Source organism: Pseudomonas sp. GL_103 (assembly GCF_057835175.1).
Map to the genome: position 1 here is coordinate 1513340 of NZ_CM174420.1, position 19655 is coordinate 1532994.

General features: G+C 61.2%; 21 protein-coding genes and 1 riboswitch. Of the genes, 7 read left to right on the forward strand and 14 right to left on the reverse strand.

Going from position 1 to position 19655, the window contains the following annotated elements; genetic code table 11:
• Nucleotides 1–143: 143 nt before the first annotated feature.
• Genes AC3IP0_RS06855 through AC3IP0_RS06875 form a run of 5 tightly spaced genes read right to left on the reverse strand, consistent with a single transcriptional unit; the run spans nucleotide 144 to nucleotide 4219 of the window.
• Entirely contained in the window at nucleotides 144–785 is a 642-nt protein-coding gene (locus tag AC3IP0_RS06855; RefSeq protein ID WP_489326976.1) for an urea amidolyase associated protein UAAP2, read from the reverse strand.
• Between the two features lie 11 nt (nucleotides 786–796).
• On the reverse strand, nucleotides 797–1522 hold the full coding sequence (locus AC3IP0_RS06860) for an urea amidolyase associated protein UAAP1 (protein WP_489326977.1): 726 nt from the start codon (nucleotides 1520–1522) through the stop codon (nucleotides 797–799).
• Between the two features lie 40 nt (nucleotides 1523–1562).
• Nucleotides 1563–2324 (reverse strand): ABC transporter ATP-binding protein, encoded by a 762-nt coding sequence (locus tag AC3IP0_RS06865; protein WP_489326978.1) that lies wholly within the window; start codon nucleotides 2322–2324, stop codon nucleotides 1563–1565.
• Nucleotides 2321–3136: an ABC transporter permease gene (locus AC3IP0_RS06870; protein WP_489318713.1), complete on the reverse strand. Its 816-nt coding sequence runs from the start codon at nucleotides 3134–3136 to the stop codon at nucleotides 2321–2323. Before AC3IP0_RS06870 ends, AC3IP0_RS06865 begins: the two co-directional genes overlap by 4 nt.
• Before the next feature lie 15 nt (nucleotides 3137–3151).
• Complete coding sequence (locus AC3IP0_RS06875) at nucleotides 3152–4219, reverse strand: putative urea ABC transporter substrate-binding protein (RefSeq protein WP_489326979.1); 1068 nt, start codon at nucleotides 4217–4219, stop codon at nucleotides 3152–3154.
• 60 nt (nucleotides 4220–4279) lie between these two features.
• Nucleotides 4280–4380: riboswitch (guanidine-I (ykkC/yxkD leader) on the reverse strand.
• 282 nt (nucleotides 4381–4662) lie between these two features.
• On the opposite strand from AC3IP0_RS06875, the gene AC3IP0_RS06880 reads away from it, so the two are divergent.
• The gene (locus tag AC3IP0_RS06880; RefSeq protein WP_489326980.1) at nucleotides 4663–4911 is read left to right on the forward strand and encodes a hypothetical protein; all 249 of its coding nucleotides are present in this window, start codon (nucleotides 4663–4665) and stop codon (nucleotides 4909–4911) included.
• 167 nt (nucleotides 4912–5078) lie between these two features.
• A complete protein-coding gene (locus tag AC3IP0_RS06885; protein WP_489326982.1) occupies nucleotides 5079–5534 on the forward strand; it encodes a hypothetical protein in 456 nt (151 codons plus the stop codon).
• A 67-nt stretch (nucleotides 5535–5601) separates the two neighbouring features.
• Here AC3IP0_RS06885 and AC3IP0_RS06890 read toward each other — a convergent pair whose 3' ends face one another.
• Nucleotides 5602–6714 (reverse strand): enoyl-CoA hydratase/isomerase family protein, encoded by a 1113-nt coding sequence (locus AC3IP0_RS06890; protein ID WP_489318717.1) that lies wholly within the window; start codon nucleotides 6712–6714, stop codon nucleotides 5602–5604.
• Nucleotides 6715–6846: 132 nt separating this feature from the next.
• Between AC3IP0_RS06890 and ung the strand changes: the two genes are divergently transcribed.
• On the forward strand, nucleotides 6847–7539 hold the full coding sequence (gene ung / locus AC3IP0_RS06895) for a uracil-DNA glycosylase (RefSeq protein ID WP_489326983.1): 693 nt from the start codon (nucleotides 6847–6849) through the stop codon (nucleotides 7537–7539).
• A gap of 101 nt (nucleotides 7540–7640) precedes the next feature.
• Here the strand turns inward: ung and AC3IP0_RS06900 are convergent, their stop codons facing one another.
• From AC3IP0_RS06900 to AC3IP0_RS06920, 5 genes are read right to left on the reverse strand one after another with little or no spacing between them, the layout of a single operon-like run.
• The gene (locus AC3IP0_RS06900; protein ID WP_489318719.1) at nucleotides 7641–8681 is read right to left on the reverse strand and encodes an AbrB family transcriptional regulator; all 1041 of its coding nucleotides are present in this window, start codon (nucleotides 8679–8681) and stop codon (nucleotides 7641–7643) included.
• Entirely contained in the window at nucleotides 8674–10188 is a 1515-nt protein-coding gene (locus tag AC3IP0_RS06905) for a tripartite tricarboxylate transporter permease (protein ID WP_489318720.1), read from the reverse strand. Before AC3IP0_RS06905 ends, AC3IP0_RS06900 begins: the two co-directional genes overlap by 8 nt.
• 1 nt (nucleotide 10189) lies before the next feature.
• Nucleotides 10190–10648 carry a tripartite tricarboxylate transporter TctB family protein gene (locus AC3IP0_RS06910; RefSeq protein WP_102698996.1) on the reverse strand — a complete coding sequence of 153 codons (459 nt, stop codon included), beginning with the start codon at nucleotides 10646–10648 and terminating at the stop codon, nucleotides 10190–10192.
• A gap of 58 nt (nucleotides 10649–10706) precedes the next feature.
• The gene (locus AC3IP0_RS06915; protein ID WP_489318721.1) at nucleotides 10707–11684 is read right to left on the reverse strand and encodes a Bug family tripartite tricarboxylate transporter substrate binding protein; all 978 of its coding nucleotides are present in this window, start codon (nucleotides 11682–11684) and stop codon (nucleotides 10707–10709) included.
• 39 nt (nucleotides 11685–11723) lie between these two features.
• The gene (locus AC3IP0_RS06920) at nucleotides 11724–13013 is read right to left on the reverse strand and encodes an OprD family porin (RefSeq protein ID WP_489326984.1); all 1290 of its coding nucleotides are present in this window, start codon (nucleotides 13011–13013) and stop codon (nucleotides 11724–11726) included.
• 238 nt (nucleotides 13014–13251) lie between these two features.
• On the opposite strand from AC3IP0_RS06920, the gene AC3IP0_RS06925 reads away from it, so the two are divergent.
• On the forward strand, nucleotides 13252–13923 hold the full coding sequence (locus tag AC3IP0_RS06925) for a response regulator (protein ID WP_007979804.1): 672 nt from the start codon (nucleotides 13252–13254) through the stop codon (nucleotides 13921–13923).
• Nucleotides 13916–15304: a sensor histidine kinase N-terminal domain-containing protein gene (locus AC3IP0_RS06930; protein WP_489318723.1), complete on the forward strand. Its 1389-nt coding sequence runs from the start codon at nucleotides 13916–13918 to the stop codon at nucleotides 15302–15304. The genes AC3IP0_RS06925 and AC3IP0_RS06930 overlap by 8 nt, the downstream gene beginning before the upstream one ends.
• A 113-nt stretch (nucleotides 15305–15417) precedes the next feature.
• Here the strand turns inward: AC3IP0_RS06930 and AC3IP0_RS06935 are convergent, their stop codons facing one another.
• A complete protein-coding gene (locus tag AC3IP0_RS06935; protein ID WP_489326986.1) occupies nucleotides 15418–16239 on the reverse strand; it encodes an HDOD domain-containing protein in 822 nt (273 codons plus the stop codon).
• Nucleotides 16240–16273: 34 nt separating this feature from the next.
• Nucleotides 16274–17215, reverse strand: coding sequence for a CAF17-like 4Fe-4S cluster assembly/insertion protein YgfZ (gene ygfZ, locus AC3IP0_RS06940; RefSeq protein ID WP_489318725.1), 942 nt, complete (start codon nucleotides 17213–17215; stop codon nucleotides 16274–16276).
• A gap of 149 nt (nucleotides 17216–17364) precedes the next feature.
• Here ygfZ and AC3IP0_RS06945 point away from each other — a divergent pair, with 149 nt between their 5' ends.
• The gene (locus AC3IP0_RS06945; protein WP_057716026.1) at nucleotides 17365–17619 is read left to right on the forward strand and encodes an FAD assembly factor SdhE; all 255 of its coding nucleotides are present in this window, start codon (nucleotides 17365–17367) and stop codon (nucleotides 17617–17619) included.
• Nucleotides 17603–18055, forward strand: coding sequence for a protein YgfX (locus AC3IP0_RS06950; RefSeq protein WP_489318726.1), 453 nt, complete (start codon nucleotides 17603–17605; stop codon nucleotides 18053–18055). Before AC3IP0_RS06945 ends, AC3IP0_RS06950 begins: the two co-directional genes overlap by 17 nt.
• On the opposite strand, the gene nadB is transcribed toward AC3IP0_RS06950, so the two are convergent.
• Nucleotides 18024–19640, reverse strand: a complete 1617-nt coding sequence (nadB, locus tag AC3IP0_RS06955) for an L-aspartate oxidase (RefSeq protein WP_489326988.1) — start codon at nucleotides 19638–19640, stop codon at nucleotides 18024–18026. The two genes, AC3IP0_RS06950 and nadB, sit on opposite strands and share 32 nt — an antisense overlap.
• Nucleotides 19641–19655 lie beyond the last annotated feature (15 nt).

A 19655-nucleotide genomic window follows, 5' to 3' on the forward strand; every position in this document is an offset into this window, starting at 1 on the left:
CTTTCAACATTGATGGTGACTGACACACCGCTATCGCGAGCAAGCTCGCTCCCACAGGGTTATTCAGTGTTTTTACTGTTTCAGGCACTGCCCGGAACGGGCCTGGCACAAGGCAAACAACCAACGCCGCAACCGCGAAAGTTTCAGTTCCATACCAGCAGCTCCGCAGGGGTGGGGTTGTAGGCGTTGCAGGGGTTGTTCAGTTGCGGGCAGTTGGAGATCAGCACGATCACGTCCATCTCGGCCCGCAGGTCGACGTACTTGCCCGGTGCCGAGATGCCGTCTTCGAAGCTCAGGCCGCCGTCTGCGGTGACCGGTACGTTCATGAAGAAGTTGATGTTCGGCCCGATGTCGCCCTTGCCCAGGCGGCCATCGTGAGCACAGGCGCGCAGGTAGTTGTCGCGGCAGCTGTGCATGTAGCGTTTTTCCAGGGCGTAGCGCACGGTGTTGCTCTCTTGCGCACAGGCGCCGCCCAGGGTGTCGTGACGCCCGCAAGTGTCGGCGACGATGGTCAGCATCGGTTTGCCGAGGTTGGAATAGAGCACGCTGCCAGTGCTCAGGTACACGCTGTTCTGCCGACGCAGGGTGCGCTGCACGTCGTAGCGCTCCCTGGGGTTGGCAACGCTGTAGAACAAGGTGTCGACAGCCTGATTGCCCTCAAGGTCGAGGATGCGCAGGGTCTGGCCGGCCTTGACCTCCATCAGCCAGGGCTCGCCGGCGGGGATGGTGGCGCGGTAGACGGCCGTTTCAGGCGACTGTGGAGCGGTGGCGATTGCGAGTGACATGGCAGCGATCCTCAGGCAAACAAACGGTCGGTGTTGATGAAGCCGCGCTCGTTCTCCGGGCGCGAGGTGCGGCAGTGTTCGGCGACGCTGGCGTCGGCGTTCATCCAGCTCAGCTTCAAGGGTTTCGGTGCATATTCCGGCGACGGGTCCATCGGGTGCTGCAGGGCGGTGAGCACCACCAGGGTGTCCATCGGCGCGTACAACTCGATGTAGTCGCCAGCCTTGGAATTGCCTTCTACGAAATGGAAGCGCCCGGCGTCATCGACGCTCACGCGGCTGAACAGGTTGAGGGTCATCAGCAGATCGGACAGGCCCAGCCCCCACTTGCCCAGCTCCACCAACAGGTTGTCGGTACCGTTGCGGAAGAAACCGTTGCGCAGTTCCTGGTAGCGGCCCGTGCCGTACTTTTGCGCCACTTCTTCAGCGCAGAGCACGCCGCCAAGGCTGTCGCTCCAGCCGCAGGTGTCGGCAGTGATGGCGGCCAGCACGCGGCCCATGTCCGAGTACAGGCAGTGGCCGGTGGTGAGCTTGGCGGTGTGTTGGCACTTGAGGCTGTCGGGCAGGTTCAGCCGTTCGGTTTTTTCATTGGCGTTGAGCAACGTCAGGCTGACGTTGGCGCCGCCGCGAATGTCGGTCAGGCGCAGCAATTGGCCGCGTTTGAGCACGAAGGAACGATGGCCGCCGCCGGGGAGCATTTCCTCGGCGAAGGGCGGGAACAGTCGGGTCGAATCAGTCATGGGCAAAACCCTCTCAAGCGGTTCGAAGTGAGCCCGCCAGTTACACTGGCAGGGCGTCGACGGCGGCACGGCGGGTGCGGCGGTCGCTGTTCAAAGGGATGTCGTAGGTGATGCGTGCGCCATAGCGGCCGGGCGCATGCGGGTCGAGGCGGACCTTGTCGAACACCAGCAGGCGTGTGCCCAGGCTGAAGCCTTCGGACAGGTCATGGGTGACCATGAACACTGTCAGTCGGGTCTCGCGCCACAACTCCAGGAGCAAGGCGTGCATGTCTTTGCGGATGCCCGGGTCGAGGGCGCCGAACGGTTCGTCGAGCAGCAACACCCGCGGCTTCATGATCAGCGCCTGGGCGATGGCCAGCCGTTGTTGCATGCCGCCGGAGAGTTGCGCCGGGTACTTGTCCAGCGAGTGGCCCAGGCCGACTTTGTGCAGCAGCACCGAAGCCTGTTCGCGGGCCTCTTTTTTCGCGCTGCCAAACAGGCGTCCAAGCAAACGCGAGCGGGGCAGTTCAAGGCCGAGGGCGACGTTGTCCAGCACGCTCAGATGCGGGAACACCGAGTAGCGCTGGAACACCACGCCACGGCTGGCGTCAGGCTCACCGGCCAAGGGCTGACCGTCGAGCAGGATCTCGCCGCGACTGGCGCGTTCCTGGCCGAGCAGCAGGCGAAGGAAGGTCGATTTGCCGCAACCGGAAGCGCCCACGAGGGTGCAGAACTCACCTTCGTTGACGTTAAGGTTGAGGCCTTCGAGCACCACCTGATCGGCGTATTGCTGCCAGACGTTTTTGACGGTGATGAAGCTCATTTGGCCGCTCCTTCATACCAGGGAAAAGCACGGCGGGTGAGGTACTTGAGGCCCCAATCCATCAGCCAGGCGAGCAGGGTGATCCACACCACGTAGGGCAAAATCACGTCCATCGCCAGGTAGCGGCGCACCAGGAAAATCCGGTAGCCGAGGCCGTCGGTGGAGGCGATGGCTTCGGCGGCAATCAGGAACAGCCACGCCGAGCCGAGCATCAAGCGCAACGAGATCAACAGGCGTGGCAGCAGTTGCGGCAACACCACCCGCAGCATCAGGGTCCAGGTAGACGCGCCGAGGGTCTGGGCCTTGATCAGCAACTCCACGGGAATTTCCCGGGCGCGCTGTTCCAGGTCCCGGGCCAGCGCCGGAGTAATGCCGATCACGATCAGCATCACTTTCGACAACTCACCCAAACCAAAGACGATGAACAGGATCGGCAGGATCGCCAGCGGTGGCACCATCGACAGCACGGTCAGCAAGGGTGACAACGGCGCACCGAACAGCGGCAGGGTACCGGCGGCGATACCCAGGCACAGCCCGGCCAGGGCGCTGATGCCCAGGCCAATGGCCAGGCGCTGCAGGCTGGACGCCGTGTCCTGCCAGAGCAGGTATTCGCCAGTGCGGCTGTCGGCGACGAAGGCCAGGCGTTTCACCGCGTCGGTCATCTGCATGGCGCTGGGCAGCAGCTTGTCGTTGGGGTTTTCCGCCAGTCGCTCGGCCGAGCCCATGAAGTAGGCGAACAGCACCAGGGCGAACGGCAGGATCACCAGCAACAGGCGACTCGGGCGGTCCGGGTGACGGTTGATCAGGCGCATGGCCAGTTCTCCTGATTACAGCTTGGCGTCGGCGGCCATCTGCACGTAACTCGGGTCGAAGCGCAGCTTGAGGTTGCCCTTGTCGCCGCTGGTCACGCCGTTGGCGAAGGCCATGCCGACCGCGCTGGTGTCCCTGGCGCCTTCACCCAGCAAGCCGTGCTGGAAGGAGAACTCGGCGACCTTGCGCATGGTTTCCGGCAGTTGCTTGCTGGTGCTGAACGCCAGGGCTTCTTTCGGGGTGGCGAACAACTTGGTGGTATCCAGTTGCGCCTGGAAACCCGCCAGGTCAGTACCAGAGGCCTTGGCCATGTGCTCCAGGGCGGCTTTGCTGGCGGCGTTTTTCGCGTTCATCAGCTCGACCACTTCGAACCAGGCGCCGGTCAGTGCCTTGCCGAGGGCCGGGTTGTCTTTGAGGGTCTGGGAGTTGACCACCATCATGTCCATGATTTCGCCGGGGATCTGGCTGGAGTTGAACACCTCGGTCACCGCAGGCTTGGCCTTGATGTCCGAGAGCATCGGGTTCCAGGTGGTGACGGCGTTGACCTGATCGGTGTTGAAGGCGGCCGAGATATCGGCGTCGGAGGTGTTGACCACTTTCAGGTCTTTCTCGGTGAGGTCCACCGAATCCAGGGCCCGGGCCAGCAGGTAGTGGGAGACAGAGAGCTCCACCAGGTTGACGTCCATGCCCTTGAGGTCGGCGACTTTCCTGCCTTCGCCCTTGAGTACGATGCCGTCGTTGCCGTTGGAGAAATCGCTGATGATCAGCGCGGTGCTGTCTACGCCGCCGGCGGCCGGAATGGTCAGCGCGTCCATGTTGGTCATGGTGCAACCGTCGAACTGGCCGGCGGTGTACTGGTTGATCGATTCGACGTAGTCGTTGAGCTGCACCACATCGATCTTGATGCCGTACTTCTTCGCCCATTTGTCGACGATGCCCTGGCTGCCGGCGTATTCCCAGGGCATCCAGCCGGCGTAGATCGTCCAGCACACGCTGAAGTGGTCTTTCTGTGCAGCCTGGGGCGAGAAGCTCACGAGGGCTGCGAACGCAGCGGCGAGCAGGGTGGGTAAACGAAGCTGGGACATGGTGGTTCTCCAGTTGATCAAGGACGGACAGGACGGCAGCGGCACCGCTAACGGTGGCTTGTCTCCCGGGCTTTTGTCCCGCCGTGTAACCTCAACTGGAGGTCGCCAACTCTCGGACCAGTCACTCGCGATTGCGAGCCGGAACCCTAGTCAGCCATTGCAAATTGTGGTGCCGCGAACCTGTAGTGACTCCTGCACGGTTTTAATAAAGCGAGAGGCGTGCCAAGTTGGCCCGAGCGCTCTAGCGTGGGGGACAGGGAGGTCGACGGTGTTGATTGGAAAGGCGCACTGCCTTGTGATGGTGCGCTGGTGCACCGCATTGGAACCTGTCCGCCGCTGATCAGAAGGTGAGTGCAACGTCGCACTTGGCAGGGGATTGCCAGTCAAAACAGGTGTCAGTCGGTGTGTGCCGACTGTTGTCACAGGTCTTTACGGAGGCCGCCATGTTACGTCGATTGTTGTTAGGTGCAGTGCTCGGTCTTGGATTGTCTGGCTGCTACTACTACGCCGGTCCTGCCGACCCCTACGGGGGATCTTATTACTACCCCGGCAACTACTCGCCCTATTACTACGGTTACTACGGTCCGCGTTATTACGGTGGCTATCGCGCCTATTACTACGGTGGGCATGGTTACTACCGTGGCCACGGCGGTGGGCATCATGGCGGTGGACATCGCGGTGGCCACCGTTGATCAGGGCGCGAATGGATGAAAAACCTTTCATCGGCCAGATGTTTCTACTTGTTTCACGGACGCACCAGATTCCGAATTCGGTGTCTGATGTTTCGACAGTCAGCGAACATTTGACTGTCGCCTGCCAGCGTCGCTGGTGTGGCTTACCCGCGGTCCAGGAGGCCGCCATGCTCTGTCGAATTCTTCTGCTAGCTGTGTTGGGATTGTCCCTTGGTGGGTGCGTGCCTTACTACGATGAAGGAGGCAGTTACTACAGTTCCGAGGTCTATACCTCGCCTTCGCCAACCTATTACGCCGGAGGGAGTTCCTACTACTCCAATGGTGGCGGTTACTACACACCGCCGCCCCGGTACTACGTGCCTCCAGCGCGGTATTACCAGCCGACACCGCGCTATTATTCACAGCCGCGGATCTATCACCCGTCGCGCTATTACTCGCAGCCGCGGATGTATCAACCCTCGCGCCATTACCAGTCGGCCCCTCGTTACTATCAGCCGTCGCGGGGTGACTACCGCATGCATCAGAACCATAGCTGGGACGGCCGTAACCGCGGGAACTGGAACAACGACTATCGCGGTCACGACGGGCGCGGCTATCGCAGCGGGCGGGGCAATCACCGCTAATCATTAAACTGAATACAAAACCTGTGGGAGCGAGCAGGCTCGCTCCCACATTTTTTATGCCCGGACTTCAGTATTCGGACAAATCCGCCAACGGATGCCGACCTTCCCATGCCTTGTGAAAATGCGCCTCTACCACCGCGTCCGGCACGTTATTGACGTCCGGCCAGTGCCAGTGCGGCTTCTGGTCCTTGTCGATCAACCGGGCACGTACGCCTTCGCTGAATTCCGGATGCCGACAGCAGTTGAGGCTCAGGGTGTATTCCATCTGGAAGACTTCGGCCAGCGACAGGTGGCGGGCACGGATGATCTGTTCCCACACCAGATGAGCGGTCAGCGGCGCGCCTTCGCTCAGGGTCCTGGCTGCGCGGCTCAGCAACAGGTCGGTGTGATCGCGCAAGGCGCTGATGGCCTTCCAGGCGCAACGCACGTCGCTGACATCCAGCAGTTCGTCGATCTGCTGGCGGCGCGGCAGCCACTGGGCTTCGGGCATCTGTGCCACGGCTTCCTGCTGCAAGGCCTTGAGCAGGCTGTTGAGCTGCATGGGTGTCTGTTCCTGCCAGTTCAATTGCAACAGGCCTTCGATCAATTTCGGCTGCTGCTCATCGAGCAGGAAACGATCGGCCAGGTCCAGGTCGATGGCGTCGCGGCCGTTCATGTGGGCACCGGTCAGGCCCAGGAACAACCCGAGCTTGCCGGGCAGGCGCGACAGAAACCAACTGGCGCCAACGTCCGGGTACAGGCCGATGCTGATCTCGGGCATGGCCAGGCGGCTGCTCGGCGTGACGATGCGGGTGCTTGCCCCTTGCAACAGTCCCATGCCGCCGCCGAGTACATAGCCATGGCCCCAGCAGATCAGCGGTTTCGGGTAGGTATGAAGTTTGAAGTCCAGGCGATATTCCGCCGCAAAAAACTGCGCAGCCAGTGGCGGTACTTCACCCGGATGGACGCGACAGGCTTCCACCAGGCTGCGCACTTCGCCGCCGGCGCAAAAGGCCTTGGCGCCATTGCCGCGCAACAGCACGCAGACGATCTGCGGGTCCTTGGCCCAGGCCTCCATGCGGTCGCGCAGGGCGTTGATCATCGGCAGGGACAGGGCGTTCAGGGATTTTTCGGCATCCAGGCTGGCGATGCCGATGCGTGCGCCGTCGGTGCCGGTGAGTTCTTCGAAGTGCAGATTCATCGTGACCTCGATCGGGAATTTGAGGGTTAAGTATGATCGCTGTGTGGGAAAGTGCCGGATCTGCATCAGATCAATTGACAAGCGTGATGCGCTTTCCTAGGGTTCGCCCCATTGTTTTTGCCGGATGTAACCATGACCGCTGACGACCGTATCAAACTCGAACCGGGCTGGAAGGACGCACTGCGTGCCGAATTCGACCAGCCCTACATGGCAGAGTTGCGAAACTTCCTGCAACAGGAGCGGGCGGCCGGCAAGGAGATCTATCCGCCGGGGCCGATGATTTTCAACGCGCTCAATTCCACGCCGCTGGGCAGGGTCAAGGTAGTGATCCTCGGTCAGGATCCTTATCACGGCCCGGGCCAGGCCCATGGTCTGTGCTTCTCGGTGCAACCGGGCGTGCCGGCGCCACCGTCGCTGGTGAACATTTACAAAGAACTCAAGCGCGACCTGAACATCGACATCCCCAACCATGGCTACCTGCAGAGCTGGGCCGATCAGGGCGTGCTGATGCTCAACACCACCATGACCGTCGAGCGCGCCAACGCCAATGCGCACAAGGACAAGGGCTGGCAGTTTTTCACGGATCGAGTCATTGAAGTGGTCAGCCAACAGCAACCGCATCTGGTATTCATGCTGTGGGGCGCCCATGCCCAGAGCAAGCAGAAGCTGATCGATGCCACCAAACATCTGGTGCTGACCTCGGTGCACCCGTCACCGCTGTCGGCCTATCGCGGCTTCCTCGGTTGCGGGCACTTCAGCCGGACCAACAAGTTTCTGGAGCAGAATGGCGAGACACCGATCGAGTGGCGGTTGCCGCCGGTTTAAGCGTTGATTTGGAGGGCCTCTTCGCGAGCAAGCCCGCTCCCACAAGGATCACGCGAACCCTGTGGGAGCGGGCTTGCTCGCGAAGCAGGCGACTCGGTCTTTCAGACTGAATCCGGATTGCGATTCCAGTACTTGAACAACGGTTCCGCCAGAAACAACACAAACAACAGCCGCATCACCTGCATCGCCGTCACCAGCGGCACCGACAGTTGCAGGGTTTCCGCCGTCAGGCTCATCTCGGCAATCCCGCCGGGCATCATGCCCAATGTCAGTGAACGCAGATCCAGATGGGTCAGCGCACTCAAACCCAATGCCGCCACCGTGGCGATCAGCATGGTCAACACCGTGCCGATCAAGGTGCGCCCCATGAACGATGGCGCACGCCGGAAAAACTGCCGGTTGAAGTGACAGCCCAGACCGCTACCAATCAACCATTGGCCAATCTGGCTACCGCCATTGGGCAAACCGATGTGCAGATCCCAGCCGATGCTGACTGCCGCGCTGACCAGCAAGGGCCCGAACAGCCAAGGGTTGGGTTGACGCAGGCGCTCCCAGATCCAGGCCGCCAACGCACCAGCGGGAAACAACACCGCCAGCCAGCGCCAATCGATGCTGCCGACGTGGGAAATCGGTGCACCGTCACCCAGCAAATACTTGAAGGCTGCCGGTACGCACAGCACGACCACCAACACCCGCAAACTCTGCCCCGCCGCCACACGGCTGAGCACCGCACCATTGCGGGCGCCGAGGTTGACCATCTCCCCGGAACCACCGGGCATGCTGGAAAAGAACGCCGTGGCGCGATCTTCACCGGTGCGGCGCATCAGCCACACGCCGACGACCGCCGACAGGCTGGTGACCAACGCACCGAAGAAGATCAGACCGAAATGACTGAGTACCTGCTCCATCACCACAGGAGTGAAATGCAGGCCGATACCGATACCGACGATCCACTGGCCGCACTTGCGGCCGCCAGGGATTTCGGCCAATTGCCAGGGTGTCAGGCAGCGCACTAGGATGATCGCCAGCAACGAGCCGACCATCCACGGCAAAGGCCAGCCGACCTGGCTGGCGAGGTAACCGCCCAGCAGGCCGACCAGCGGGGTTCCCCACCAGAGTTTGAAGGGGGACCGATCAGACATCGGCGATAACGCGTTGCGCCACTGAACGTTTACGCCAAATGCGTACAATCGGCACCAGCAACATGACCACGATCAACCCCCAGACACCGACGGTGATACCGCTCGACCAGAGAATATCCAGCGAACCGTTGGAAATCGACAGCGCCCGACGCAGATTCTGCTCCATCAAGCCACCGAGGATGAAACCCAGCAAAACCGGCGACAACGGGAAGTCCAGCTTGCGCAGGATATAGCCGAAGATGCCGATGCCGATCATCAGGAACAGGTCGAAGGTCGTGGCATGCACGGCGTACACGCCAATGGCGGTGATGATTGCGATCATCGGCACCAGCGCCCAGTTCGGCACGGCAAGGATTTTGGTGAAGATGCGGATCATCGGAATATTCAGGATCACCAGCATGATGTTAGCGATGAACAACGATGCGATCAGGCCCCAGACGATGTCTGGTTGCTGTTGAAACAGCAGTGGGCCTGGCGTGATGTTGTACAGCGACAGCGCGCCGATCATCACGGCCGTGGTGCCCGAACCGGGAACGCCGAGGGTCAGCATCGGTACCAGTGCACCGCAAGCTTCTGCGCCAATGGCGGTTTCCGGGGCGGCCAGGCCACGTTTGTCACCTTGTCCGAATTTTCCGCTTGGGCCAGCGATGCGTTTCTCGGTCATGTAGGCCACGGCACTGGCCAGCGTTGCGCCGGCACCCGGCAGTACGCCCATGATGAAGCCGAGCACACCGCAACGCATGTTCACCCAAAATACCGATGCGGCTTCCTTGAAGTTGAACATCATCCGGCCGGTGGCCTGGAAGGCTTCCTGGCCACGGTGGGTTTTTTCCAGCAGCAATAGAATTTCGCTGATGGAGAACAGGCCCAGCACCAGCACCACGAACTGAATGCCGTCGGTGAGGTGGATGTTGTCGCCGGTGAACCGGTACACACCACTGTTGGCATCAATGCCGACGGTCGACAGGAACAGGCCGATCAACGCCGCGATGAATGTCTTCAGCGGTCGATCCCCGGCCATGCCGCCGAGGCAGACAATCGCAAATACCATCAGTACGAAGTATTCCGCGGGACCGAAGGCAATCGCCCATTTCGCCAGTATCGGCGCAAACACCACCATCCCGCAGGTGGCAATGAAAGCGCCGATGAATGAACTCCACGCCGACAGCGACAACGCTACACCGGCCAGCCCCTGACGGGCCATTGGGTAACCGTCGAGGGTGGTCATCACGGTCGACGCTTCGCCTGGGATGTTCAGTAGAATCGAACTGATCCGCCCGCCATATTCGCAACCCAGGTAAACCGCGGCCAATAGGATCAGTGCCGACTCGGGTGGTAGGCCCAACGCAAAAGCGATCGGGATCAGCAACGCCACGCCGTTGATCGGGCCCAGCCCCGGAAGCAGGCCGACAACGGTGCCGATCAATGTGCCGCTGAGTGCAGTCACCAGGTTGTAAGGGGTTAGCGCGACGCCGAAGCCGTGACTCAAATAACCAAGCGTATCCATATCAGTTCTCCAGAACGTCGAGCAGGCCCAGAGGCAGTGGCACGTCCATGACTTTGTCGAACAGCAGGTACAGACCGACGCTCATCAGGCTGATGATTATCGCGCCCGGCAGCCAGCGCCCGCCGTACAGGCGAGCCATCGGTATGCCAACCAGCATGCTGCTGAGGATGAAACCCAGCGGTTCGAACAGCCCGGCGAAGACCAGCAGCAACAGTACGCAGACACCAATCTTGGTCAGGGTCTCGCGATCCATCGGCGGATCTTCATCGGTGTGTTTGATCGGCGAGGGGCGATACACCATGTAAACCAGGGCCAGGCCCATCAGTCCCAGCATCAACAGGGGGAACGCGCGGGGGCCGATCGGTTCGTAGGAAAAAGGTGCCTGGTAGGGCAAGGCCATCAGCACCAGGCTGAGACAGGCCAGCAACAGCACCGAAGCAAAAATGCGTTGTAAGAGCATGGGGAACTCCTGTGCCGCGACTCCGCCAAACGGAGCCGCGGCCGCTAGACAGAGGCGATCACTGGATCAGGCCGAACTCTTTGGCCAGCACTTTGTAGTCCGCAACCTGCTTCTTCACGTAGGTGTCCAGTTCCGGGCCGGTCATGGCGAACGGGAACAGTTCACGCTGATCGCGCAGCTTGGCGAACTCGGGAGAGGCCAGCAGTTTGTCGAAGGAATCCTTCCACCAGGCATAGTCTTCATCGCTGACTTTTGGCCCAAGGTAGAAACCACGGACCACTGGCCAGACGATGTCATAGCCTTGCTCGCGGGCGGTCGGAATGTCCTTCATTTCCGGCTCGTCCAGGCGCTTGTCGGAGAACACCGCCAGCAGGCGCATGTCGCCGCTCTGGATGTGGGGCATGGAGTCGGAGATGTCGGTGCTGCCGACCTGGATGTGACCACCGAGCAGGGCGGTAGCGATTTCGCCGCCACCTTCGAGGGCAACGTAACGCAGGTCACGGGGGTTGATCCCGGCGGCCTTGGCGATCAGCGCGGTTTGCATCCAGTCCTGGCTGCCGACGGTGCCGCCAGAACCGATCACCACTTTGCTCGGATCTTTCTTCAGTGCCTGCACGAGATCGTCCAGGGTCTTGTAGGGCGAATCGCTCTTCACTGCGATGGCGCCATAGCTGGTGCCTACGGCGGCCAGCCAGCGCACGTTGGTTTCATCGAAACGACCGAACTTGCCCTGGGCCAGGTTCAGCAGCGAGCCGCTGGACCAGGCCACCAGGGTGCCAGCATCGGCCGGACGCTGGGCGACCACCGCGTTGTACGCCACCGCGCCGACACCGCCGGGCATGTAGGTCACGCGCATCGGTTTGGTCAGCAGTTTTTCGTTGATCAGCGCGCTTTGCGCCAGTTTGCAGGTCAGGTCGAAACCACCGCCGGGCGAGGCCGGGGCGATGCATTCCGGGCGTTTGGGTTCGGCAAGCGCTTGGCCGGTGAACAGCAGGACGCTGGCGGCGAGGGCTAGTTTACGCATTGACAGGTTCATTCAAGTCTCCTTGGGAGTTGTTGTTATTGACGCACTGAATTACCAAAGGGCAACGCTATAGCTCACCAGCAGACGCACTTCATCGGCATCGCGAGCAGAGTAGTTGGAGCGGTAGGTGGCATTGCGCAGGCGCACGGCGACATCCTTGAGCGCGCCGCTTTGTACAACATATTTAATCTCGGAGTTGCGTTCCCATTCTTTGCCTTCGTCACCGTTCTTGAGCTTGATGTTGTCACCGCTCACGTAACGGCTCATGAAGGTCAGGCCAGGGACGCCAAGAGTGACGAAGTCGAAGTCATAACGCGCTTGCCAGGAGCGTTCTTCAGCCCCGGCAAAGTCGTTGATCTGTACGAAGTTCACCAGGTACGGGTCGGCGCCATCCACATACGGGAACGCGCTGTCGCCGGACATGTGCTGGTAGCCTGCGCTGAGCTTGTGCCCGCTCAAGGCGTAACTCACCAGGCCGTTGAGGGATTTGTTGTCGATCGGGCCGCCGCGGGCTTCGCCCTGGTCGTCACTGATGGCAAACCGCAGGTCGGTGCCAAAGGTGCCGGGGCCGAACGGCTGCGAGGCGATCAAACCGAGGAAATGCTGGTTGTAGACTTCATCGAGTTGCGCGAAGTGGTAGCTGCCGGTGATCTTGTCGGTGAACTTGTAGTCCATGCCGCCAAAATCAAAGTGCTTGCCGGCCACGGTGCCAGCGAAACGGCCGTTCTTGTTGTTGAGGGCAATGTCCTCGAAGTCGGTGCTGTCGCGGTCCTTGGCTTTATCCAGACGTCCGCCGGTGAAGGTCAGGTTCTTGATCTCCTTGGAAGTCAGCATGCCGCCTTCGAAGGTCTGCGGCAGGATGCGCCCGTCGTTGGGCTTGAGGATCGGCAGTTCCGGGATCAGGGTGCCGATCTTCAGCTCGCTGGCGGAGATTTTCATTTTGCCGGTCAGGCCGAGCTTGGAGTATTCGTCGACGGCCCGCCCATCGTCGGTCGGCAGCAGGCCAGTACCGGTACGGTCCGGGCTTGAATCGAGCTTGACCCCCATCATGCCCAGCGCATCGACACCGAACCCCACGGTGCCGTCGGTGTAGCCTGATTTCAGATTGAGCATGAACCCCTGGGCCCACTCGTCACGCTTGGACTGTTGGGCGCTGGTGCCGTCGCGAAAATCGCGATTGAAGTACATGTTGCGGGTTTCGAAAGTGGCCGAGCTGTCTTCGAAGAATGCGGCCTGGCTCAATGGTGAAAAGCCGGCAAGGGCGGCAGCGCTGGCAAGCGCAGTGTGGCTGAAACGGGAGAGGCGGGCAGGCGCGATAGCCTGGGTCTGCAGGGACTGCATGGATGACTTACTCCGTTTATTGTTCTTATTTGTCGAAAACGCTTCGAGGCGTTTTTCGTATCGCTGTGTGGCTGCAGCGACGGCAGTCGAAACTGTCCGTGGTCAGACTCTAACGGGCTAACCTTTCGCTAACCTTTCAGAAGACTTTCACGATTTTTCGGGCTTCACAGCGACGGATGCCGCTGTAAACTCCGCGCCAAAGAATGGCGTCGACCATCCCTGAATGAGGTAAAGATCCATGCGTGTTCTGCTCGTCGAAGACCATTTGCAGCTCGCCGAAAGTGTCGCCCAGGCGCTCAAAAGCACCGGGCTGACCGTGGACGTTCTGCACGATGGCGTGGCAGCCGACCTGGCGCTGGGCAGCGAGGAGTACGCCATGGCGATCCTCGACGTCGGCTTGCCGCGCATGGATGGTTTCGAAGTGCTGGCGCGTTTGCGGGCGCGGGGCAAGAACCTGCCGGTGTTGATGCTGACCGCCCGTAGCGACGTCAAGGATCGGGTCCACGGCCTGAACCTTGGGGCCGACGACTACCTGGCCAAGCCGTTCGAACTGACCGAGCTCGAAGCCCGGGTCAAAGCCTTGTTGCGCCGCAGTGTGCTGGGCGGTGAACGCATTCAGCGTTGTGGTGTGCTGGCCTACGACCTGGAAACCCGGCGTTTCACCCTCGGCGAAGAATTGCTGACCCTGACCTCCCGCGAACAGGCCGTGCTCGAAGCCCTGATCGCGCGCCCCGGTCGGGTGATGAGCAAGGAGCAACTGGCTTCTCAAGTATTCGGCCTCGACGAAGAAGCCAGCCCCGATGCCATCGAAATCTATGTGCACCGCCTGCGCAAGAAACTCGACGGCCAGCCGGTCGCCATCGTGACCTTCCGTGGTCTCGGTTACTTGCTGGAAAGCCGCGATGCATAAGCCCAGCAGCCTGCGTTGGCGGTTGCTGTGGAACCTGGCGCTGTTGCTGGTGGTGTTGATGCTGGCCAGTGGTTTGAGTGCCTACTGGAACGGGCGCGAAGCTGCCGACACGGCCTATGACCGGACCCTGCTGGCCTCGGCGCGAACCATCGCCGCCGGCGTCTCCCAGCGCGACGGCACCCTGAGTGCCGACGTGCCCTACGTGGCCCTCGATACGTTTGCCTACGACAGTGCCGGGCGAATTTTCTACCTGGTCAACGACATCAATCAGAAGCTGATTTCCGGTTACGAAAACCTGCCGGCGCCACCGCCGGGAACGCCGCGCACCGATGACTATCCGGCGCTGGCACGTTTCTACAACGCCCAGTACCGCGGGCAGAACGTGCGCGTGGTGAGCCTGCTCAAACCCGTGAGCGAGCCGAACATGAACGGCATGGCGGAAATTCGCGTGGCGGAAACCGATGAAGCGCGCGTCAGCATGGCCCGCAGCCTGGCGACAGATACTTTGCTGCGCCTGGGCATGCTGGCGGGTGGGGCCTTGATGTTGGTGTGGTTCGCGGTGAGTGCCGCGTTGCGCCCGCTGGAGCGCTTGCGCACGGCGGTGGAAGAGCGCCAGCCGGACGATCTGCGCCCCTTGCCGCTGGTGGAAGTGCAGCGCGAATTGTGGCCGTTGGTGCGCGCACTCAATCACTTTACCGAGCGCTTGCGCGGGCAGTTCGAGAAGCAGGCGCAATTCATCGCCGATGCCGCCCACGAACTGCGCACGCCGCTGGCGGCGCTCAAGGCGCGCCTGGAACTGGGCATGCGCTCGGCCGAGCCCGAAACCTGGCGCAGCACGCTGGAGACTGCCGCCCAGGGCACTGATCGCTTGACCCATCTGGCCAATCAGTTGCTTTCCCTAGCACGGGTCGAAAATGGCGCCCGGGCGATTGCCGAAGGCGGCGCGCAGTTACTCGACCTGAGTCAGTTGGCTCGGGATTTGGGCATGGCCATGGCGCCGTTGGCCCACAAGCGTGGTATCGCGCTGGCGCTGGAGGCGGATGAACCGGTCTGGCTGCGGGGCGAACCGACGTTATTGAACGAACTGCTGAGCAATCTGGTGGATAACGCACTGGCCCACACGCCGCCAGGTGGCAACGTGATTCTGCGGGTCTCGGCGCCCGCCGTGCTGGAAGTCGAAGATGATGGCCCCGGCATACCTCTTGAAGAGCGGGATCGGGTATTCGAGCGCTTTTACCGACGCAATCAGCAAGTGGCCGGTTCCGGATTGGGTCTGGCGATTGTCGGTGAGATCTGCCGCGCGCATCTGGCGCAGATCAGCCTGCATGACGGTGAGCACGCAGGATTGAAGGTGCGGGTGAGTTTCATTTCGGGGGAGTGATGCAGCGTCTGTTCAGGCCTCTTCGCGAGCAAGCCCGCTCCCACATTTGATCTGCGGCGACTCCGTTCAATGTGGGAGCGGGCTTGCTCGCGAAGGGGGCAACGCGGTCTTTATCAGTAAAACATCGTGCGCGTTTCTTCCAGATCGGCGCATATCGCCTTGTCGTCAAAGTCGATTCCGAGTGCCTTGTAGGCCGGTACATTCAGCGCATCGGCACGGGCGAGCGGGTGATCGGTGTCCTGCAGGCAATACAGGCTGGCCACCTGCACCAGATCCACATAGTCGACCTGCGCAGACTGGCGCTTGAAGTTCAGGTATAGCCGCGGCACTTGCACCAGCATGTCGGGAAAATCCCATACCTTGAGCAGTTTTTCGCCGATCAGCGGATGAATCCGGTCGATCACATGGTTGAGGCTGACCGGGTCGGACAGCAACTCATAGTGATCTTCGGCGTAGGTCAGGATCGGCAGAACGCCGATCTGGTGCACCAGTCCGCCAAGGGCCGCCTGGTCGGGCTTGAGTCGTGTGTAGCAGCGGCACAAGGCGTAGCTGACGCCGGCGATTTCCAGGCTTTTACGCCAGACATCGCGCATCTTCTGTTCCACCACGTCGGAGCGGGCATGGAATATCTGTTCCATGACCAGGCCGATTGCCAGGTTACAGCTGTAGTTGATACCCAGGCGGGTGATCGCGGTATGCAGGTCGGTCACTTCCTGGGCCGCGCGCAACAGTGGGCTGTTGACCACTTTGATCAGGCGTGCCGACAGCGCGGTATCACGGCCGATCACTTTGCTCAGGGTACTGACGCTGACTTCCGGGTTTTCCGCGGCCTTGCGAATCTGCAGGGCCACTTCCGGTAACGTTGGCAGAACCAGGTCATCGTTATTGATGGCCTCAACCAAATCCTGTTGGACCTTTTCCGCCAGCTCGCTCATTTAGTCTCTCTAGGTGTCGCGCCAAGTGCTGCCGTTATTGCTGGATTTCGCGGTCGCGGTCCAGTTCATAAGGCAGGTCGAGCAGCTGCAAGGACGGCCCTTCGAGCGCGCCCAGGTGGATGTCTCCACTTTCTGCTGCTTCGGCTTGCAACACAGCCAGGAGTTCAATGTTCTGTCCGGCGTGGGCAGCCAGCACCACTTCGCCGATGGAGCTGCTGTGGGTCGGGGAAAACAGCGGGGTACCCGGTTCAGGCGGTTCGCCGGCAGCCAGTTGCAGGCGATACAGGCGGCGCTTGAGTTTGCCCAGGTACTGCATCCGCGCGACGATTTCCTGCCCGGTGTAGCAACCTTTCTTGAAGCTCACGCCACCGATCGCTTGCAGGTTGAGCATCTGCGGGATGAACAACTCGCGGGTGCCGGGCATGACCTGGCCGATCCCTGCGCGGACCTGACCCAGCAGCCATTGATTGAGATCGCCTTCGCTCAGTACCGCCGAAAGCTTGCCTTTGACCGCGTCGGCTTGACCGGCGGCGACCCACAGCTCGGCACGTTCAGGCGAGACACGGATGGCGATCAGCCCATCGTTGCGCACTATGCTGTCGGTTTCTGCCGGCAGGTCCAGACCGAGGCTGACCAGTGCGGCGTCGCCATGGTCGATGCCGAAGCGGACCCAGGCGGTACTTTCGTCGGTCAGTTTCGACTTGGAAAACACCGCGTATTTTTTCAGGTCCGCCAGTTGCGGTTCGAGCAATTCGGTGGCCATGGCCAGGACCACGCCGTCACCCTCGAGCAGGATGCGGAAACTCGACTGCATCCGGCCTTTTTGCGTGCAGCGCGCACCGAGGCTGGCCCGGGAATCGCTCAGGTAGTTGAGGTTGCAGGTCAGTTGGCCTTGCAGGAATTTGCTGGCGTCCGCGCCGCGGACCGCGAGAACGCCTTCATGAGAAAGGGTGCAGAAAAAAGCAGAATCGGCCATGGGTCATCGCAGGGTAAAAAGTCTGGAGGACATCATAAGGGGCCGCCTTCGAAATGGGTAGTTAACAAAGGCTCGTCGGTGCCCGACCAAAGCCGACTGTTCGACCGGGCTCGGGCCTGTATACTTGCGGCCTATTTGAGGAGCGCTCCATGGTCGAAGATGTTGAACTGAACCGCCTCTACTGGCACAGCCGCCGCGGCATGCTTGAGCTTGACGTGTTGCTGGTGCCGTTTGTGAAAGAGGTTTATCGGCACCTCAACGAGGTTGATCGCGCCTGCTACGTCAGATTGCTCGAATGCGAAGATCAGGACATGTTCGGCTGGTTCATGGAACGTAGCGAATCGGAAGATCCTGAGCTGCAACGCATGGTTCGCATGATCCTGGATCGTGTCCAGCCCAAGTAATGGGTTCGAATGCCGCTGGCATGCCTCACGGCAGTTGCTGGCGGCGTATCTTCTGGCCCAGCTGTTCGCGTTGGGTTCTTTGTTTTTACTGTCAATTCCGGTCTGGGCCAGTTCACTCGGCGTCGTGCTGTGCGTGGCTCACGGAGTCTGGCTGTTGCCCCGGCAAATCCTGCTGACCCACCCGCAGGCCTTTTGCGGCTTGCGGCGCGATGCCGATGGCTGGCAGTTGTGGAGTCGGGCCAAGGGTTGGCAGCCCGTGCAACTGAGACCGGACAGCCTGGCGCTGCCGTTGGTGGTGGTACTGCGTTTCCGACTACGTGGCGAGCGCCGGGTCCGGGCCATTTGCGTGCCCCGGGATGCGCAGGCAGCGGATGTGCACCGACGCCTGCGGGTCCGGCTCAAATTCAGCCGACGTAGGTGGGCGGCACCAGAATAGTGTCCAGCGCGACTGGCAACATGTCCGGGTAGTCGAGGGTGTAATGCAGGCCACGGCTTTCCTTGCGCTCCATGGCTGACAGAATCATCAGCTCGGCCACCTGGGCCAGGTTGCGCAGTTCGATCAAATCCCGGCTGACCTTGTAGTTGCTATAGAACTCGTCGATCTCATCCAGCAACAGTTGCACGCGGTGTTGCGCCCGTTGCAGACGCTTGTTGGTGCGCACGATGCCAACGTAGTCCCACATGAATCGCCGCAGTTCATCCCAGTTGTGCGCAATGATCACGTCTTCATCGGAATCGGTGACCTGGCTCGCATCCCAGACGGGAAGGGGGGCTGGCATCGAAATCCGGGGCAGCTGTTCAAGAATGTCTGCCGCCGCCGAGCGGGCATAAACGAAACATTCCAGCAGCGAGTTGCTGGCCATGCGGTTGGCGCCGTGCAGGCCGGTGAAACTGGTTTCGCCAATGGCGTACAGCCCCGGTACATCGGTGCGACCCTGCTGATCGACCATCACGCCGCCGCAGGTGTAGTGCGCCGCCGGGACCACCGGAATCGGTTGTTTGGTGATATCGATGGAAAATTCCAGGCAGCGTTCGTACACCGTCGGGAAGTGCGTCTTGATGAAGGCTTCGGGCTTGTGGCTGATGTCCAGATAGACGCAATCAATACCCAGTCGCTTCATTTCATGGTCGATGGCCCGGGCGACGATGTCCCGTGGTGCCAGCTCGGCCCGTGGGTCGAAGCGTGGCATGAAGCGCTCGCCGTTGGGCAGCTTGAGGTGGGCACCTTCGCCTCGCAGGGCTTCGGTGACCAGGAAGCTCTTGGCTTGCGGGTGATACAGGCAAGTAGGGTGGAACTGGTTGAATTCCAGGTTCGCCACCCGGCAGCCCGAGCGCCAGGCCATGGCGATGCCATCGCCGCAGGCGCCGTCAGGGTTACTGGTGTAGAGGTAAACCTTGGCCGCACCACCGGAGGCGAGGATCACAAAGCGGGCGCCGTAGGTGTCGACTTCGCCGGTGCCGCGATTGAGCACATAGGCGCCGAGGCAACGATCACCTTCGAGCCCCAGGCGTTTCTCGGTGATCAGGTCAACCGCAACCCGCTGTTCCAGCAGTTCGATGTTCGGTCGTTTCCGGGCCTGGTCGAGCAGGGTGGTGAAAATGGCAGCGCCGGTGGCATCGGCGGCATGGATGATGCGCCGATGGCTGTGACCGCCTTCGCGGGTGAGGTGGAACTCGAACCCGCCATCTTCGTTACCCGACTGTTCATCGCGGGTAAAGGGCACGCCCTGGTCGATCAGCCATTGAATCGCTTCCCGGCTGTGCTCGACGGTGAAGCGCACGGCGTCCTCATGGCACAGGCCGCCGCCAGCATTGAGCGTGTCATCGACATGAGATTCAACGGTATCGGTGTCGTCCAGCACGGCCGCAACGCCGCCCTGGGCCCAGAAAGTCGAGCCATTGGCGAGGTTGCCCTTGCTCAGAACGGCAATGCGCAAATGACCGGGCAAGGTCAGCGCAAGGCTCAAGCCGGCAGCACCGCTGCCAATTACCAGAACATCGTGTTGAAACTGTTGGCTCATTTCAGGATTCCGCTC

Coding starts and splice junctions, on each gene's coding strand:
- AC3IP0_RS06915 (WP_489318721.1), bottom strand. CDS start 11,684: ATGAACCTGTCAATGCGTAAACTAGCCCTCGCCGCCAGCGTCCTGCTG.
- ung (WP_489326983.1), top strand. CDS start 6,847: ATGACCGCTGACGACCGTATCAAACTCGAACCGGGCTGGAAGGACGCA.
- AC3IP0_RS06865 (WP_489326978.1), bottom strand. CDS start 2,324: ATGAGCTTCATCACCGTCAAAAACGTCTGGCAGCAATACGCCGATCAG.
- AC3IP0_RS06920 (WP_489326984.1), bottom strand. CDS start 13,013: ATGCAGTCCCTGCAGACCCAGGCTATCGCGCCTGCCCGCCTCTCCCGT.
- AC3IP0_RS06900 (WP_489318719.1), bottom strand. CDS start 8,681: ATGTCTGATCGGTCCCCCTTCAAACTCTGGTGGGGAACCCCGCTGGTC.
- AC3IP0_RS06860 (WP_489326977.1), bottom strand. CDS start 1,522: ATGACTGATTCGACCCGACTGTTCCCGCCCTTCGCCGAGGAAATGCTC.
- AC3IP0_RS06945 (WP_057716026.1), top strand. CDS start 17,365: ATGGTCGAAGATGTTGAACTGAACCGCCTCTACTGGCACAGCCGCCGC.
- nadB (WP_489326988.1), bottom strand. CDS start 19,640: ATGAGCCAACAGTTTCAACACGATGTTCTGGTAATTGGCAGCGGTGCT.
- AC3IP0_RS06930 (WP_489318723.1), top strand. CDS start 13,916: ATGCATAAGCCCAGCAGCCTGCGTTGGCGGTTGCTGTGGAACCTGGCG.
- AC3IP0_RS06925 (WP_007979804.1), top strand. CDS start 13,252: ATGCGTGTTCTGCTCGTCGAAGACCATTTGCAGCTCGCCGAAAGTGTC.
- AC3IP0_RS06910 (WP_102698996.1), bottom strand. CDS start 10,648: ATGCTCTTACAACGCATTTTTGCTTCGGTGCTGTTGCTGGCCTGTCTC.
- ygfZ (WP_489318725.1), bottom strand. CDS start 17,215: ATGGCCGATTCTGCTTTTTTCTGCACCCTTTCTCATGAAGGCGTTCTC.
- AC3IP0_RS06885 (WP_489326982.1), top strand. CDS start 5,079: ATGCTCTGTCGAATTCTTCTGCTAGCTGTGTTGGGATTGTCCCTTGGT.
- AC3IP0_RS06870 (WP_489318713.1), bottom strand. CDS start 3,136: ATGCGCCTGATCAACCGTCACCCGGACCGCCCGAGTCGCCTGTTGCTG.
- AC3IP0_RS06905 (WP_489318720.1), bottom strand. CDS start 10,188: ATGGATACGCTTGGTTATTTGAGTCACGGCTTCGGCGTCGCGCTAACC.
- AC3IP0_RS06935 (WP_489326986.1), bottom strand. CDS start 16,239: ATGAGCGAGCTGGCGGAAAAGGTCCAACAGGATTTGGTTGAGGCCATC.
- AC3IP0_RS06890 (WP_489318717.1), bottom strand. CDS start 6,714: ATGAATCTGCACTTCGAAGAACTCACCGGCACCGACGGCGCACGCATC.
- AC3IP0_RS06855 (WP_489326976.1), bottom strand. CDS start 785: ATGTCACTCGCAATCGCCACCGCTCCACAGTCGCCTGAAACGGCCGTC.
- AC3IP0_RS06880 (WP_489326980.1), top strand. CDS start 4,663: ATGTTACGTCGATTGTTGTTAGGTGCAGTGCTCGGTCTTGGATTGTCT.
- AC3IP0_RS06875 (WP_489326979.1), bottom strand. CDS start 4,219: ATGTCCCAGCTTCGTTTACCCACCCTGCTCGCCGCTGCGTTCGCAGCC.